We start from the raw sequence: 15,865 nt of genomic DNA, 5'->3' as shown, positions 1-15,865 counted from the left end.
CGCTAACGCGACCCGCGGTTCTCTACATCAACCTAACTTCGCCTTTCCCATCACAGCTGCATTCAGCACGCCTGGCTTGGCTTTGGTGATAGTAGTGCTAACCAAGCCACTTGTGGGCAGCCATCACCCAGTTTGTCAAAAGCTTCAACAGGCCACTGTAGCTGCCGCGCAGCCAGCCACTGGCTGCGTCATCGGATCTTGATATAAAAAACTTGATTAACGCAAATTAACTACTAGTATAAATTAATACACATTTTGATATACGGGATGTGCGGGGCCAAGGGTATCTCAGGATGCAAAGCACATGATATTTGAGCTCAGCAGACAAACTATTGGCAGCTTTATCCGGTTCATTGAATATGGTGAACCATCTATTACATGCATTTTTACTTTTCTTTGTTTCAAAAAGTGCATCAGCAACGGTTGTGTTGAAATTTCGAGAGACGTGAAAATACGGTAAGCGCCCTTAAATCGACACACTTGACCTAGCCGTGTTCTTTCACTTTTTTTCGGCGGGCGCCAAGTTCACGTTCCAGGGCAGCAGCGTTTCCAGTGCCTCTAACGTATCAGCGGTGGCGATGTGCTCCAGCACATAATGGATATAGGCAGCAGGCTCCAAGCCATTGGCTTTTGCCGTTTCGATGAGTGAATAACAGGTGGCACTGGCGTGAGCGCCGCGGGAGGTATCCGCGAACAGCCAGGCTCTTCGACCAACGGCAAACGGGCGAATGGCGTTTTCTGCCAGAACATTACTGATATGCAGGTCGCCGCGCGCACAATAGCCGATGAGGAAGTCCCATTGGTTCAGCGTATATTCCATCGCCTGACGCGTCAGGCTGCCTTTCATGACGCGGGTAACATTAGCCTCTAGCCAAGCCTTGAAGGCCTCAAGACGCGGAAGGCTCAGCTCCTGGCGGACACGGTAGCGTTCCACTTCGCTGAGATCCTTGATCTGCCGTTCGATGGCGTAGAGTTTGTTGATATGGCTAAGCCCTACCTCGGCCTTGGCCGGCGTGGCGCCCTTGCCTTTCGCGTTGACCTTGGCTGCCTTAGACGCTTCCACGAACTTGCGTCGCGCATGGTCCCAACAGCCAATGCGGGTAATGCCGTTGGCACGGCATACCTGGCCGTAACCGGCGTAGCCATCGGCCTGCAGGATCCCTGAGAAGTCGTCGAGTAGGCGCACCGGCACGCTGCCGCCGCGGGACGGGTCGTAGGCAAAGAGCACCGACGGTTGATCCGGTGGGCCACCTCGGGTGACCCACATCCATTTATCTGACTGAGCGGTCTTGCCGTCTTCCTTGAGCACTTGCAGCCGCGTTTCATCGGCTTGCAGATACGCGCTGCTGTTTTGCACTTCGCGCATCAGCGTGATCAAGGGCGTGAAGACGTCATTCAGGCGGATGATCCAGTTGGCCATCTGCGTGCGGCTAACAGCGTGGCCTAACCGCTTGAACATGCCTTCCAAGCGGTACAGCGGCAAACCGTCTGCGTACTTGGAGGTGATCACGTACGCTAGCAGTGACGTCGACGCCGTGCACTTGCCTAGCGGATGAACCGGACGCTCCGCAGTAAGGAGATGGTCGTTGCCCTCAAGCGGGAACACCGCTTTTTCCTGCCAGTATTCGAGGACTTTCAGCTGCGCGGGGATGAACTGAAGCTCTTCTTTTACCTTGGCGAAGAAGGTCTTGGTCGCCCCGACTTTTTCTTCTTCGCTGAGCGTAAGCTCAATACGCTCACGGACCAGAGTGTCGGAGAAGCCACGTTGGCGACGTTGACGTGAGGGACGCGGCGCGTCTTGCTCTTCGACATCGTCGGGTAACTGATCGCGTAGCGCCTCGATGTCAGCTTCCAACTCCGTCTCATCGAACAGATGAGCCTGGTTCGCAGACTTTTCACTGCGCGCGGCGAACTGCTGAATGCGCTGCAAGCGCAGCTTCTCTTCGAGCAATTGAATATAGAGATTACGTTGCTGTAACGCCGTCTGTTGAGCCGTCACCTGTTGCTGAAGCCCCGCCACAAGAGCCACTACCTCAGCGGCGGAGAGGCCACTGAGATCAGGCAGTTGGGAGGAGACTTCGGGGTGCTTTTTCATGGGCCAATGATACCAGATTCGGTGTGTTAAAGCACTGAAAATAAGAGCTTTATGGCCTATCCGACGCTGTCGTAATGCAGTGTTTTATGGCCGCGCATCAGGGTGATATCGTAGCCATCCAACAGCCAGTTGATCTGCTCGCCAGTCAACGCCATAACGTCATCCGAGGGGCCGGGCCACTTGAAGCGCTCCTCGGCCAGCGCCTTGTAGTAGAGCACGAAGCCATTGTCTTCCCACATCAGGCACTTGATTTTATTTCGCTGCCGGTTAGTAAAGGCATACAGCGCCCCGCTAAAGGGGTTGTGTCCCAGTTCTTGCTCCACCAGTAACGCCAGGCCGTTGGCTTGCTTGCGAAAATCGACCGGTGCGCGGTACAGGTAGATCTCGGGCATTTCCCACGCGGGGCGTAAATAGCGCGGCCGCTTCACAGTTGCCTCAGGATATCGCCCAGTAACGCCACGTTGCCCGCGTGCAAGCCCGTGACCGTGATACCGCCGGGCAGTGATACCGTAAGCCCCGTGGAGTCTATTTCTTTTGCGGTGCCGGTATTGGGATATGCGACGGTGGCAAAACCGGCGACTGGCTCTTTTGTTGACGATGCGCTGGCCAAGAGCTTTTGACGCCAGTAAGAAAACTGATGGTACTTTAGCGCTTGTTGCTTGCAAAACGCCATGCCGGACAAGCCAGAGGTTTGCCATTCGGTGACTTGTTGCTGCCAATATTGCTCACGTTCTTGATGCGTCATGACACCCCCTCACAAAGATCTGATGGCATCAGTGTGAGGGGATAAAAGCGAGAGCGGTAGATGCCGGTTTAAGGGCGCTTACAAAATACGTATCTCAATTCTGCACTCAGCAAGGTGATTAGCCAAATATAGAGTTGATAACCAAAGGCTAAATAAAAGTTATAAAAAGCCTAAGCTTCATGCGGAAATTTTGCTGATAAAAGAAAATTGTATCCGTAGTTTGGTTTAATTCATATTCCATGTTGTGCTAGCGATGGGAGGGTGTAATGGCTAAGAAAATCATATTTGTGCATGGAAGAGCTCAAAAACCATCTGAACCTTTTTTGAGGCAGCTCTGGTACGACGCAACTGCTCATGGCATAGAAAGAGATTTTGGGGCGTCAGGCAGATCACTGTTTGATCAGGTTGCTAAGGATTTCGTTTACTATGGAGATTTGTCAAATGATTTCTTGGGTGTTCCTGAGGAAGACCCCGCTAGCAGGCACAAGGCTTTGGAAAAGCTGAAATCTTATTCTAAGTCTCAATTTAATAAAACCACCTATAAGTCAGTGTCAAAAGCTGGTTTTCTCAAAGAGGCCTTGGCCGACACGTTTTCGGCTGTTTTGGGTAAGTTGCATCTAGCAGAGCCATTGATAACGGCAGTAGCGCCGGATATGGCCCATTATTGGAATGAAGATTCTTATTACGGTAGTGATGTGCGAAATAGACTTACCCCTGTGCTCCGTGCCGCCCTTGATGAGAATTACGATATATTGCTGGTGTCTCATAGCTTAGGAACAATGATCAGTTTTGATAACTTATGGAAATTATCGCACTATGGCGAGTATCGGCATACTTACGGCGCAGAAAAGAAAGTTGATCTTTTTGTTACTTTGGGATCACCACTTGGCGACGAAAATGTAAAAGATCGCTTAAAGGGCAGCTCCAACAAAGGGTTGCTAAAGTATCCGACCAATATCAAGCGCTGGTACAATTTTTCCGCCGAGGATGATTATATATCTCACGATAGTAAGATACGTAACGATTACAAGGAAATGGTTGGATTAGGTATGGTTAGCAGCGGTATAAAGGACATATATCCGATTTACAACCTTAACGTCAGGAATGGGCGTTCAAACCCTCATTCCTCTATTGGTTACCTTGTCCATCCAAAATTTTCGTCGTTGGTGCACAAGTGGCTTTGCACTTGATAAAAGATATAAGAGGAGATGCTTTCCATATTACCCCATCCCACTCACTCTGATCACTTCCCTCGTCACCGCTTCATTCAGCACCCCTGGCTTGGTTTCCACCACGCTGAGCCAGTCGCGGGCGCGGGTGATGCCGGTGTAGACCAGTTCGCGGGTGAGAATCGGGTTGAGGGTGGGCGGTAGCAGCAGGGCGGTGTGGTGGAATTCCGAGCCCTGGGATTTGTGTACCGTCATCGCGAACACGGTTTCCACCGCATGCAGGCGGGAGGGCAGTACCCAGCGGATTGGGGTGTCCGGGTCGCCGGTGGGGAATGCTACCCGCAATAGGGTTTTGCCCGGTGTGCCTGAACTTGGGCGCGGGTCAGGCACTGCCAGGGTGATGCCGATATCCCCGTTCATCAGCTTCAGGCCGTAGTCGTTCTGGGTGACCAGCACCGGGCGGCCTTCATACCAGCCCTTCTCCAGGGTGTAGTCACTGCCAGATAGCAGCTTTTCCCCGCGCAGGGTTTTAGCGATGCGCAGGTTCAAACCTTCAACGCCCCAGGGGCCTTTGCGTAGCGAGCAGAGCAGCTGGAAATGGCTGTAGGCGTTGAGCACCTGGGCGGCCCAGGCGTTGAAGGCGCCTGGGTTCTCCTCGAAGGACTCCCCGTGCGGGCGCTGGCGTTGCAGCACCTCCAGGTAATGGCGGTAGCCAGTGGGCGGCGCGATGGGCTTGCCCTGGTGGTCGGTTCTGCCCTTGCCGCTATTGATAAACCCCGCGGGGCTGCCGTCAATCACCAGCTTATCCAAGGTGGTGTCCGTGGTTAGCGTCAGCTGGTGTAGATCCGCGTAGCCGTGGCGCAATACCGCTTGCACGGCTTGCTGTTTGTCGCGGTCGCTCTGGGCGTGGCGCGGTTGGTTGATGACCTGGGCCAGCTGGCCAATGCCGCTGTGTTGATCAAAGCGGTGGCTGACCCGCAGCATGGTAATCGCCTGATCCAGCGGCTGGCCGTTAGCATCGATATAGGCATCGGGCAGCAGCTGGCCGGTGGCGCTTTCCAGCCACTGGGCGGTTGCCGGGGTGTAGTGGGTGGCATCGGCGCGGCGGCACAGGTCGCCGAGTACCGAGCCCGCTTCCACCGAGGCCAGCTGATCCTTATCCCCCAGCAGCACACACTGGGCATTGGTGGGCAGAGCATTCAGCACAGCGGCCATCATCTCGATATCCACCATGGAAGCTTCGTCAATCACCAGCACATCCAGCGTCAGCGGGTTGGCGGCGCTATGGCGGAAATGGCGGGTATCCGGGCGCGCCCCCAGCAGCCGATGAAGGGTGGTGACCTCAGTGGGAATAGGTATCTTACCGGGCGCTGCTGAAAGTGGCTGCTTACTGAGTAGCGCTTGCAAGGCTTCCAACGGCAGCCTGTTGACCTGCCCGGCAATGGATTCATTCAGGCGGGCAGCGGCCTTGCCGGTGGGGGCGGCGAGGCGAATGCGCAGCGGCTGATCTGGCGCCTGGGCCAGCTGCAGGGTCTGCAGCAGGGCCAGCAGGCGCACTACGGTGGTGGTTTTGCCGGTGCCGGGGCCGCCGGTAATAATGCTGAATCGGCTGCGCGCGGCCAGGGCGCAGGCGGTTTTCTGCCAGTTCAGGGCCGCGCTGGGTTCAAACAGGATGTTCAGTGCCTGGGGAAGCAGCTCCGTTTGCTCGGCGTCACCCAGGGCCTGGGGGTGCCTGGCACCTTTAAGGCGCTGAGCAATCTGCTGGTGCAGGCTTTGTTCATACTGCCAGTAGCGGCGCAGATAGAGGCGGGTTTTGGTGGCGGCATCCGGCTGGCTGGCAGGATCTGTGTGAGTATTCACTATCACCAGCGGTGTATTGCCGGGGCCATGGCTGGCCAGCAGCGGGTGGTGCAGGGCGGCTTGCCATTCGGCCAGGGTCAGGGTGGCCAATACCTCGCTGGGCAGCGGTGGCGGGTCGGTCAGGTCATCGCCTTCTGGCGGCAGTGAGAGGGCAAAATCAGGGGCATTCAGGGTGGCGTTCAAGTCCAGGCACACATGGCCGCGGCCCAACTGATGGCTGGCCAGGGCCGCCGCCAGCAGCAACAGGGGCGAGGCATCCGCGGCTTCGCTGGCCAGAAAGCGCACTAGAGCGCGATCCAGGTCGCGCAACCAGCCTCGGGCCACCCAGCGTTCGCACAACTCAAGCAGCGCTTGGGTATCACTCAACGCCGGGTGAGGGCTCGGCGGCGTAGCCACAACGGCAGGCGGCGCTGTGCCGCTGTCTGCGTCAGCGTCAAACAGGTCGAGGGTATGAGTATCGTCTTGGCGGTTCATGCGCTGGCCTCCTCGGGGGTGTGGGCGCTGGGTTCACGGCTGAACAGGCGGTCCAGCGCTTCAATCAGCTCGACCGGGACAGGCTCGCCATAAACGCCGCGTTCAGGGCTGCGGCTGCCGCGCAGAAAGACGGTCATCGAGCCACCCAGATGCTGGCGCGGGTCGTAATCCGGCAGGCGTGACTTGAGCAGGCGGTGCATGGCCAGCAGATACAGCGCTGACTGCACATCGTAGCGCTTTTCCAGCAGGGCGTGGCGTAAGGCGTCCGGGGCGTAGGCGGCGTCATTCGGCCCCAGGTAGTTGGATTTCCAGTCGAGTACATAAAAGCGTCCCTGGTGCTCAAAAGCCAGGTCAATAAAGCCCTTGAGCATGCCATTCAGAGTATCGGCATCCAGCGCCGGGCGGGCCATACCGGGCAGCAGATGCTGGCTGACCAGCGCATCCAGCTCACGCGTATTGACCGCTTTGGCGGCCAGCCAGAACTCCAACTCAACCTGATAGCTTGCAAGTTCGGCCAGGGTAACGCGAGTGAGCTCGGCGGTGGCCAGCGGCAATGGCGTGGTCAGCAGGGCCGCAAACCACCCGGCCAGGGGCTCCTGCCATGCCTGCCAGCCGCGCAGCTGAACCCGTCGCCAGAGCATATCGTTGAGGGATTCCAAGTCGTTGGCAACAGCTGCAAAGCCTTGCTTGCCTGCCCATTCGAACAGCCCGTGGAGAAAGGTGCCGGGTCCGGGGCCGCGCGGAAAGCGATGCAGATGGTAGGTATCCGGTTGAGATTGTTCTTGAGACAGTTCTTGAGAAAGTTCTTGAGACAGCTCCTGGGGTTCGTCCAGCACTTCAAGGGCGGTGGCCTCCTGAGCGGTGCCCGGTTCCTGCTGGGTGGCGGTGGGGGCGTTCAGGGTGCCGGACAGGCGCAGTGCTGAGTAGCTGGCAATCCACCAGTGTTCCCTGGCCGGGCGTGCCGGGGTGCGGGCATGCCCAAGGGAGGCGCTGGGTGCCGGTGGCTCAAGGCGCTGCAGGCTGAGCAGCGGCGGCTCGCTAACGCGGAGGTCACTGCCGTCGGCTAGCGCCTCCAATGCCTGCCTTAGCGCAGCGGGGTCGATGGATTGGCCCCCGTTAAGCATGTAGCCCAGGGCGCTGTTTTCCAGCTCTTTCAGTGCCGCGACCCCCAGCCAGGTGGCATGACGGGCGCGGGTGAGGGCCACGTAGAGCTTGCGTAGATCTTCGCCAAGCCTTTCGCGGTCGGCTTTTTCCACGATGGTGTCATCGGCGTTCAGGCTGAGCTGCAGCTGGCCCTGGCTATCGTGCCAGCGCAGCGGCAGGTCGTCTTTTTTGACCGGGCGATGGTTGGCGATAAAGGGCAGGAACACCAGCGGGTACTCCAGCCCCTTGGATTTGTGGATGGTGACCACCTGCACCAGATCGGCATCGCTTTCCAGGCGCAGCTTGTGGCTGTCGCCGTGGCTCTCCGGGTCGGCAATGGCTTCGGCCAAAAAGCGGATCAGGGCGTGTTCGCCATCCAGTTCAGCGCTGGCCTTCTGGAGCAGTTCGCCCAGGTGAAGCAGGTCTGTCAGTAAGCGCTCACCTTCCTGGAACTCGGCCAGCAGTCGGGCAGGAACATCAAAATCTACCATGATACGGCGCACCAGCGGCAGTACGCCCTGGCGCTGCCATAGGCGGTGGTAGTGGCTGAACTGCTCGACCCTGGCTTCCCAGGCCAGCTCGTCATGCTGAAGGTGGTCCAGGGCGGCAAAACCCAGCCCCAGCGCCGGGCTGGCAAGCGCAGCGCGCAGGTGCGCCTGTGCCTGGCGGGAGCTGGCCAGTGGCTCGGCGCAGGCCAATAGCCAGCGTTCCAGCTGGGAGGCAATCGGCGAGCTGAACACCTTATCGTGGTCGGAAAGATAGACGCTTTTCACACCCCGGCTGGCCAATGCCTGACGAATGGCGCGTGCTTCCTGCAGGCCGTTGACCAGCACCGCCATATCCGAGGGCTTGAGCGGGGTGAGGCTATCATCGTCTTGAAAGCCGCTCTGATCTTGCTGGGCGGCGGCCAGCAGCTCGACCATCTGGGAGGCACAGTGCTCGGCCATCTCGCTCTGGTAGGCGGTCTTTGAAAGCGGCTCGTCGCTTTCCAGGCACCACAGGCTCATGGCCGGAAGCGGCTGGCCCTTGTGGATCAGCTGTTCTTTGCGGCCTTTAGCGCCCACCGGCAAAAAGGGCAGCGGGTTATCACCGCTCTCTGCGCGGAACAAAAAGGCGCCGGCAGCGTGCTGGTCAGCGTAGCCAAAGCAGTGGTTGACGGCCTCGACCATGGCGTGGCTGGAGCGGAAGTTGGTGCCCAGAGTGACGTGGCGCCCATCGGTGTCTTGCCGGGCCTGCAGATAGGTGAAGATATCCGCCCCGCGAAAGGCGTAGATCGCCTGCTTGGGGTCGCCGATCAGCAGCATAGCGGCATCCCGGCGCGGATGGGCAACCTGATAGACGGCGTTAAAGATACGATACTGGATCGGGTCAGTATCCTGGAACTCGTCAACCAGTGCCACCGGGAACTGGCGCAAAATCTGTGCGGCCAGGGCCTCTTTATTGGGGCCTTGCAGGGCGCGGTCAAGATGGGTGAGAAGGTCGTTGGGGCCCATTTCAGCGCGCCGTTCCTGCTCCCGCTCCAGGCGGACCTTGCACCACTGAACGGCATGAATCAGCAGGTCGCTGTGGGGGTCGGGCAGGGCGTCCAGAGCAGCGGGCAGCTCGCCTAGCGCCTCCCAGGCAGCGGGGCAGGGTGGCGTGCCGTCTTTCCATATCTCGGCCATGCCGTCTGGCGTCAGGCGCTTCCAGGCGGCGGGCGTCAGCGCTGGGCGCTCAAGGTCGCTTTCACACCACTCCCGCAGCGCCTCCAGCCAGTTAGCGCGGCTTTTGGTGTTGAACTTTTTGCGGTTAAAGGCATTACGACTGTCGGCGTCTTCCAGGGCGGGCACCACTTCGTCCAGCCAGGCAGGCCAGGGCGCTTTCAGTGTGGCCAGGGTGGCGCTGCGTTCGGCCTCGGCAGCGCTCAGGGTATCGGTAGGTGCGGGGCGCTGGCTGCCCAGTGCGTCGCTTTCATGCAGCAGTTTGCGTACTTCGTCGTGAAGCGCATCCGGTGATGACCAGTAGCGGGTGATTTTGCCCAGGGCATCGGCATCCAGCGGGTAATAGAAAGTACGCCAGTAATCGCGCACCACTTCCTGCTGCAGTTCGTGCTGGTCGTTTTCCAGGTTCAGCGAGAACAGGCTGCCGCTATCAAAGGCGTGTTCCCGCAGCATGCGGTAGCACCAGCTGTGAATGGTCGATACGGCAGCTTCGTCCATCCATTCGGCAGCCAGCTCCAGGCGCCGGGCGCAGGCAGGCCAGGCGGCCGGGTCATACTGGTCGCGCAGCTCAAGCAGCAGTGAGTCATCGCTGACCTGTTCCGGGGTGTTACGGAAGGTGCCCGCCGCTTCCACCAGACGGTGGCGAATCCGCTCGCGCAGCTCCTGAGTGGCGGCGTTGGTGAAGGTCATCACCAGAATTTCCGGCGGCGTCAGTGGGCGCACAAAGGCCGTGTCATCCTCGCTGTGCTGGCCACCCAGCACCAGGCGCACATACAGCAAGGCAATGGTAAACGTCTTGCCGGTGCCCGCACTGGCTTCAATCAGGCGGCTGCCGTGGAGTGGCAGCGTGAGCGGGTTGAGGGGTGTGGGTTGGGTCATTGATCCGCTCCTTTTTTTACTGCCTGAATCAGCGGGGCGTAGAGAGCTTCCATCAGCCCGAGGAAGTGGTCGCCTTGGTCGGTGTTGGCCTGATAGAGCGTCTCGAAATGTGGCCATTGGTGGCTCAGGTAGGCGCTTTGGGTGGCTTCGCCGCTGTGGTATCGGCCGTCTTCGTAGATTTTTTCGGCGGCGGAATAGGCATCATCCGGCGAGTTGTTCTTGGGTTTCTGCAGGGTGGTCAGCCAGGCAAAAGCGGCCTTCGGGGCCAGTGGCAGGGGTGTCTGCAGCCCGCGGGTGTAGGCCGCCAGCTGGGTTTGCAGGTGCGCGCGGGCGGTGTCGGCGTCCAGCGGTTCAAGGGTGACATTGCCTGCCTTGGAGAACAGTTGCGTGGTCATCGGGCCTTTCAGGTTGCCCGCCAGATGGGCAACCCAGTGGCGCAACAGATGATGCCAGTGGTATTGCTTGTTCTTGACCAGGCTGCTGCTGAGCAGCAACAGGCGGCAACGATGGCCTTGTGTATTTTCGCGTAGCTCGCCCAATTGGTCCTCAAGAGTCAGGCCGCATGCGGCCTCCAGCCGGACGGGCAGCGTCTCTGCCAGGGCGATGGGCCATTCCTCCAGCGCTTGGGCATAGTGGTCGAACAGAGTTTCCATCGGCTCTGCCAGAGCCTCGCGCATGCGCTCGCCAAAGGCCCCGATAGCCAGTACGCCCTGGCCCTGAAAGTGTTCCAGGGTGGCGTGAAGGGCGTCGATGCGCGGCTCGCCTTGATCAACCGCCTGGCGCTGGGCGGCAATCAGCTGATCCTGCAGCTGCCAGTTCTGCAGGCCATCCAGGGTAAAGGGCTCGGCATCCAGTTCGGCAATCGCCTCCTGTTCGAAATACACCCCCAGGCGAGTGTTGAAAAACGTCCGCACAGGTTCCTGCAGAAAGCGCCCCAGCTGGCTCAGGGTCAGGCTTTCGGGCAGGTGTTGTGGCGCTGGCAGTGTGGCTTGGCTGGCCTTTAGCGGGCGCGGTTGGTGAAGGGTTCGCCATTCATGGGCATAGGTGAACAGTCGGCTGGCTGCGTTGTTGAAGTAATCGCGGCTGAAGGGCTGTAGCGGATGAGTGGTGGTCAGGGTATCAACCAGGCTGGCGCCTTCTTCCGGCTGCCAGCCTGCGTCGAGATGATCGCGCAGCTGGCCTACCAGCACCGAAGGCGGCATGTTGCTGTTGTCGGTCTGGTTTTTGCCCACCCAGCTGATGTAGAGCTGCTGGCGGGCGGAGAGCAGTGCTTCCAGAAACAGGTAGCGGTCGTCTTCCCGGCGGGAGCGGTCGCCGGGGCGGTAGTCATTGCCCATCAGGTCGAAATCCAGCGGTGGCTGGGAGCGTGGGTAGTCGCCATCGTTCATGCCCAGCAGGCACACCCGTTGGAACGGAATGGCGCGCATCGGCATCAGGGTGGCAAAGTTGACCGCCCCGGCCAGAAAGCGCTGGGAAAGGCTGTGCTCGTCAATCTGCGAAAGCCAGTGTTCGCGCACCATGGAAAGCGGCAGGGCGTCGTCGAGCCGGGCTTCCTGGCTGCTGTCGAATATCTGCTGCAGGCCGGTTTCCAGCTTGCCCAGCATCAGGCTTTCCTGGGCATCCTCGGTGAGAAAAAAGGTCTCCAGCAGCTCGCGCAGCCGCGCGACCCAATGCTCGGCATCGGTGGGCTGGCAGAAAATCTCCCAGGTAGCTTCGAGTTTTTCCAGCAGGGTGGCCAGCGGCCCGGCCAGGCTCGCTTCCAGCCCGCCGATATCATCAAACGGCTCGATGCCCTGCCAGGCGTTGCCATCGCCCACGCTATAGCCAAGCAGCAGGCGGCGCAGGCCAAAGGCCCAGGTGTTCTGCTCAAGCCCTTCGGGCAAGGCCAGGGTCTGGCGTTGCCTGGCGTTTAGCCCCCAGCGGATGCCAGCGCCTTCCATCCAGCGCTCCAGCACCGGCAGATCGCGTTCCTCTAGCCCGAAACGCTGGCGCAGGGCGGGCACGTCAAGCAGATCCATCACATCGCTAACCGAGAGACGCAGCTCTGGCAGGCGCAGGAGTTTTTCCAGCGCTATCATCAACGGCAGACGGTGGCGGCTGGCCTGGTCGGAAAGGGTGTAGGGAATATAACGCGGGTCATCATTTGGCAGCTGGCCGAAGACGGCGTCGATATGCGGCGCGTAGCGGTCGATATCCGGCACCATGACGATAATGTCTCTGGGCCGCAGCGCCGGGTCGGCGCTGAAGGCGGCCAGCAGCTGGTCATGCAGGATCTCGACTTCGCGCTGGGGGCCGTGGGCAATATGGAAAACGATGGAATCATCTGCCAGCGGTACTGTTGGCCACTGCTCCTTGGTTTCCACCACCGGGCGCAATTCGCGAACATCGTCCTGAAGCTGGGTCAGCAGGCAGCCATGTTCTTCGCTGAAGGGTTCAAACATATCAATGCGCAGCGCCTGCTGCTCAAACAGGGGCTGATAGCCGCCGGTATCATCGTGTTCATCGAGCAGGCGCAGGTAATCGCGGCCCTGCTTGCCCCAGGCGGCCAGCAGCGGTTGGGCGTGCAGGTGCAGGGCCTCATCGGCGTCGCCGGTGCCGAGCACATCCAGGGTTTCCGGCATGCCGTGCTTGCGCTGCTGGCGGTAACGGCTGGCGCGGAGTAGATCCTTGTGCTCGATGATATCCGCCCAGAAGAACTGGCAGGGGTTGTGCACGCACAGCACCACCTGGCAGCAGCGGGACAGCGCCGCTAGTGCTTCCAGGGTCTGGCTGGGCAGCGATGAAATACCGAAAATCATCAGCCGCCGGGGCAGCCCCGGTGGGCAGGCCTGGCCTTCAAGCTGTTCAGCGGCCTTTAGAAAGCGTTGATGCACCTGGGCGCGGCTGCTGTTCAGCCCAGCGTTACCCTGAGTAGCCGCCACGTCGTCACGCAGAATGCGCCATAATTCGGGCTGCCAGCGCTGGTGATCATCCAGGGGGCGAGTTTCGCCGCGTGCGGTAATCAGCACGTCCTCACCTCTGGCCCAGGCATCCAGCCAGTCGGCGCGGTAGACCTGATACTGATCGAACAGATCTGCTAGCCGCTCCGCCAGCTGGTAATGCTTGCGCTGATCGCGGTCGGTTTCCAGGAACTGGGCGATGGGGGCAAACGCCTCTTGTTCTGCCAGGTCGGGCAAAAGGCGTAACAGCCGCCATACCAGGCGGGATTTATCAAACGGCGAGGTTTCCGGTACTGCCTCGCCGTCCTGGTCAACATGCGTGAGTACAGTGCGGTATGCCTGCCATAGGAAGCGCGCGGGCAGCATCACATCCAGGGCCGCGGCAATCCCCGCCCCACCGTTTTTCGGGTCTTCCGCCAGCGCCAGCTTTAACCACTGGCCAATGCCGTTGCTCTGTACCAGCAAAGTCTCGTTTTCCAGCGGCCCCAACGGGTGCAGGCGCATCCACTCTACCGCCAGCTTGCGCAAATCTTCCAGCCGGTTGCCGTGCACCACCATGAACCCCGGTGTGAGCGGCGTAGAGGAGAAGGCGGTCGCTGAGGACGGTGTTGGTGAGGGCAGCGAGCTGACAGGCATAAGACGGTGTTCCTTCACGGAGAGGCGTAGCGCTATGGTGCCATAAGTTGAGGCTGCCTGTGAGTTTCGTAGGTAGGAGCTTACTGCTTAGGCTGGGCCTCACAATGTTCTTGTTTAAACACAAGGTGATGGTTGGCGAGCCACGCTTATTTGATTCTCGTCTGACGCACTCAGGAGTGCTCCATGCCTGACTTTGTTGCTCTCGATAGGCGTCCGCGTTGCCAATGGCAGCTTGGCTGATGAACAGGCGCGGTGAGTATTTCAACGTCCCCAGCGCTTGGTGCTTGTGTGTAGCAGTATCTTTAGTTCATAACACCATAGTCGCGATACCATGCCCTTTACCCGAGATACCAGTGTCTTTGCCATGATATTTTCTTGCGTGAACGCTAAGGTATCGCCAAGCTATGCAGATAACCTGAGTCAAGCCAAGAGAAAATATCCATGACCGAGTCTAATAACACGTCACGTCGCCATTCATCCCAGGTGGTTGATGGCCCGGGTAAAGCGGCTAGCCGTGCCATGCTGCGCGCCGTTGGGTTCAACGATGATGACTTCAAAAAGCCGCAAATCGGCATCGCCTCCACCTGGAGCATGGTCACCCCGTGTAACAGCCATATTGGCGAGCTGGCGGAGTTTTCCCGTGATGGTGCCGATGCGGCCGGTGGTAAGGGCGTTATCTTTAATACCATCACCATTTCTGATGGCATTGCCAACGGCACCGAGGGCATGAAGTATTCGCTGGTGTCACGGGAAGTGATCACCGATTCGATTGAAACCGTAGCGGGCTGTGAGGGCTTTGATGGCCTGGTGACGATTGGTGGCTGTGACAAGAATATGCCGGGCTGTGTGATGGGGCTAGCACGCCTGAATCGCCCCGGTATCTTCGTTTATGGCGGCACCATCATGCCCGGCAAGGGGCACACTGATATTGTCTCGGTGTTCGAGGCAATGGGCGCGCATTCGCGTGGTGATATCGATCTGATCGAGCTCAAGAACATCGAGGAAACCGCCATTCCTGGGCCGGGTTCCTGCGGCGGCATGTACACGGCCAATACGATGGCCTCGGCAATCGAAGCCCTTGGCATGAGCCTGCCGGGCAGCTCGGCGCAGAATGCCATTTCCCAGGATAAGCGTGACGACTGCAAGGCAGCCGGTGAAGCGGTGCTGGAACTACTCGCCAGGGATATCAAGCCCTCCGATATCATGACTCGGGCAGCCTTCGAGAATGCCATTACCATCGTGATTGCGCTGGGTGGCTCTACCAATGCGGTGCTGCACCTGATTGGCATGGCGCGGACAATTGGCGTCGAGCTGAGCCTGGCCGACTTTACCGACATCGGCAAGCGCGTGCCGGTACTGGCTGACCTGCGCCCCAGCGGCCATTACATGATGAGCGAGCTGGTGGCGATTGGCGGTATCCAGCCGCTGATGAAGATTCTGCTTGATGCGGGCCTATTGAACGGTGAGTGCCTGACGGTTACCGGCAAGACGCTGGCGGAAAACCTGGCGGACGTTGAGCCTTACCCCATGGATCAGCAGATCATTGCTCCGCTGGGTAACCCGCTGAAGGCGGAAAGCCACCTGCGTATCCTGTTCGGCAATCTGGCACCGGAAGGCGCTGTGGCCAAGATCACCGGCAAGGAAGGCACCCGCTTCAGCGGCTCGGCGCGGGTGTTTGGCTCTGAAGAGGAAGCTCAGGCCCGCATCAACGATGGCACCGTGGTCGCCGGTGACGTGGTCGTGATTCGTTACGAAGGCCCCAAGGGTGGCCCGGGTATGCGCGAGATGCTCACGCCTACCTCAGCGATCATGGGCCGTGGCCTGGGTAACGATGTGGCCCTGATTACCGATGGCCGTTTCTCCGGCGGCAGCCACGGCTTTGTGGTTGGCCACGTCTCTCCGGAAGCCTTCGTAGGTGGCCCGCTGGCACTGGTGGAAGATGGCGACGCGATCACCATTGACGCTGAAGCCGATACCATTGATGTGCATATCAGCGACGAAGAGATGGCCCGCCGCCGCGCAGCCTGGCAGCAGCCCACGGCGCGTTATGCCAAAGGCGTGCTGGCGAAGTATGCCAAGCAGGTCAGCTCTGCGAGCACGGGTGCGGTGACTGATGGCGATTGATAACCGGCCATGCCAGCGTTGACCTGTATGGTTAATACGCACGTTTTCTAGCCGCCCACTCAGGGCGGCTTTTTTATTGGTAGTTTTTATTTTTCCATTAA

General features: G+C 59.4%; 8 protein-coding genes. 2 read left to right on the top strand and 6 right to left on the bottom strand.

The genetic code is table 11. The features are described 5' to 3' along the window. Positions 1-499: 499 nt before the first annotated feature. Genes OR573_13570 through OR573_13560 form a run of 3 tightly spaced genes read right to left on the bottom strand, consistent with a single transcriptional unit; the run spans position 500 to position 2,840 of the window. The gene (locus OR573_13570) at positions 500-2,095 is read right to left on the bottom strand and encodes an IS66 family transposase (GenBank protein ID XGA79513.1); all 1,596 of its coding nucleotides are present in this window, start codon (positions 2,093-2,095) and stop codon (positions 500-502) included. A 56-nt stretch (positions 2,096-2,151) separates the two neighbouring features. Beyond that, positions 2,152-2,487: an IS66 family insertion sequence element accessory protein TnpB gene (gene tnpB / locus OR573_13565; GenBank protein ID XGA79512.1), complete on the bottom strand. Its 336-nt coding sequence runs from the start codon at positions 2,485-2,487 to the stop codon at positions 2,152-2,154. Positions 2,488-2,519: 32 nt separating this feature from the next. Next, complete coding sequence (locus OR573_13560) at positions 2,520-2,840, bottom strand: hypothetical protein (GenBank protein XGA79511.1); 321 nt, start codon at positions 2,838-2,840, stop codon at positions 2,520-2,522. Positions 2,841-3,106: 266 nt separating this feature from the next. Here OR573_13560 and OR573_13555 point away from each other — a divergent pair, with 266 nt between their 5' ends. After that, positions 3,107-4,030, top strand: coding sequence for a hypothetical protein (locus OR573_13555; GenBank protein ID XGA79510.1), 924 nt, complete (start codon positions 3,107-3,109; stop codon positions 4,028-4,030). Positions 4,031-4,060: 30 nt separating this feature from the next. On the opposite strand, the gene recD is transcribed toward OR573_13555, so the two are convergent. From recD to recC, 3 genes are read right to left on the bottom strand one after another with little or no spacing between them, the layout of a single operon-like run. Beyond that, positions 4,061-6,343 (bottom strand): exodeoxyribonuclease V subunit alpha, encoded by a 2,283-nt coding sequence (gene recD, locus OR573_13550; protein XGA79509.1) that lies wholly within the window; start codon positions 6,341-6,343, stop codon positions 4,061-4,063. Further along, positions 6,340-10,065: an exodeoxyribonuclease V subunit beta gene (recB, locus tag OR573_13545; GenBank protein ID XGA79508.1), complete on the bottom strand. Its 3,726-nt coding sequence runs from the start codon at positions 10,063-10,065 to the stop codon at positions 6,340-6,342. The genes recD and recB overlap by 4 nt, the downstream gene beginning before the upstream one ends. Then, the gene (gene recC, locus OR573_13540) at positions 10,062-13,640 is read right to left on the bottom strand and encodes an exodeoxyribonuclease V subunit gamma (protein XGA79507.1); all 3,579 of its coding nucleotides are present in this window, start codon (positions 13,638-13,640) and stop codon (positions 10,062-10,064) included. Before recC ends, recB begins: the two co-directional genes overlap by 4 nt. Positions 13,641-14,081: 441 nt before the next feature. Between recC and ilvD the strand changes: the two genes are divergently transcribed. Then, positions 14,082-15,764 carry a dihydroxy-acid dehydratase gene (gene ilvD / locus OR573_13535; protein XGA79506.1) on the top strand — a complete coding sequence of 561 codons (1,683 nt, stop codon included), beginning with the start codon at positions 14,082-14,084 and terminating at the stop codon, positions 15,762-15,764. Positions 15,765-15,865: the final 101 nt, after the last annotated feature.

The sequence above is a fragment of the Halomonas sp. CH40 genome (genome assembly GCA_041875495.1).
Classification (GTDB): domain Bacteria; phylum Pseudomonadota; class Gammaproteobacteria; order Pseudomonadales; family Halomonadaceae; genus Vreelandella.
The sequence above is the reverse complement of the archived record's forward strand: the minus strand, read 5'-3'. Positions and strand labels throughout refer to the sequence as shown.

What these genes read in the sequence shown, in the direction of transcription:
- OR573_13570 (XGA79513.1), bottom strand. Translation starts at nt 2,095, where the DNA reads ATGAAAAAGCACCCCGAAGTCTCCTCCCAACTGCCTGATCTCAGTGGC.
- tnpB (XGA79512.1), bottom strand. Translation starts at nt 2,487, where the DNA reads ATGCCCGAGATCTACCTGTACCGCGCACCGGTCGATTTTCGCAAGCAA.
- OR573_13560 (XGA79511.1), bottom strand. Translation starts at nt 2,840, where the DNA reads ATGACGCATCAAGAACGTGAGCAATATTGGCAGCAACAAGTCACCGAA.
- OR573_13555 (XGA79510.1), top strand. Translation starts at nt 3,107, where the DNA reads ATGGCTAAGAAAATCATATTTGTGCATGGAAGAGCTCAAAAACCATCT.
- recD (XGA79509.1), bottom strand. Translation starts at nt 6,343, where the DNA reads ATGAACCGCCAAGACGATACTCATACCCTCGACCTGTTTGACGCTGAC.
- recB (XGA79508.1), bottom strand. Translation starts at nt 10,065, where the DNA reads ATGACCCAACCCACACCCCTCAACCCGCTCACGCTGCCACTCCACGGC.
- recC (XGA79507.1), bottom strand. Translation starts at nt 13,640, where the DNA reads ATGCCTGTCAGCTCGCTGCCCTCACCAACACCGTCCTCAGCGACCGCC.
- ilvD (XGA79506.1), top strand. Translation starts at nt 14,082, where the DNA reads ATGACCGAGTCTAATAACACGTCACGTCGCCATTCATCCCAGGTGGTT.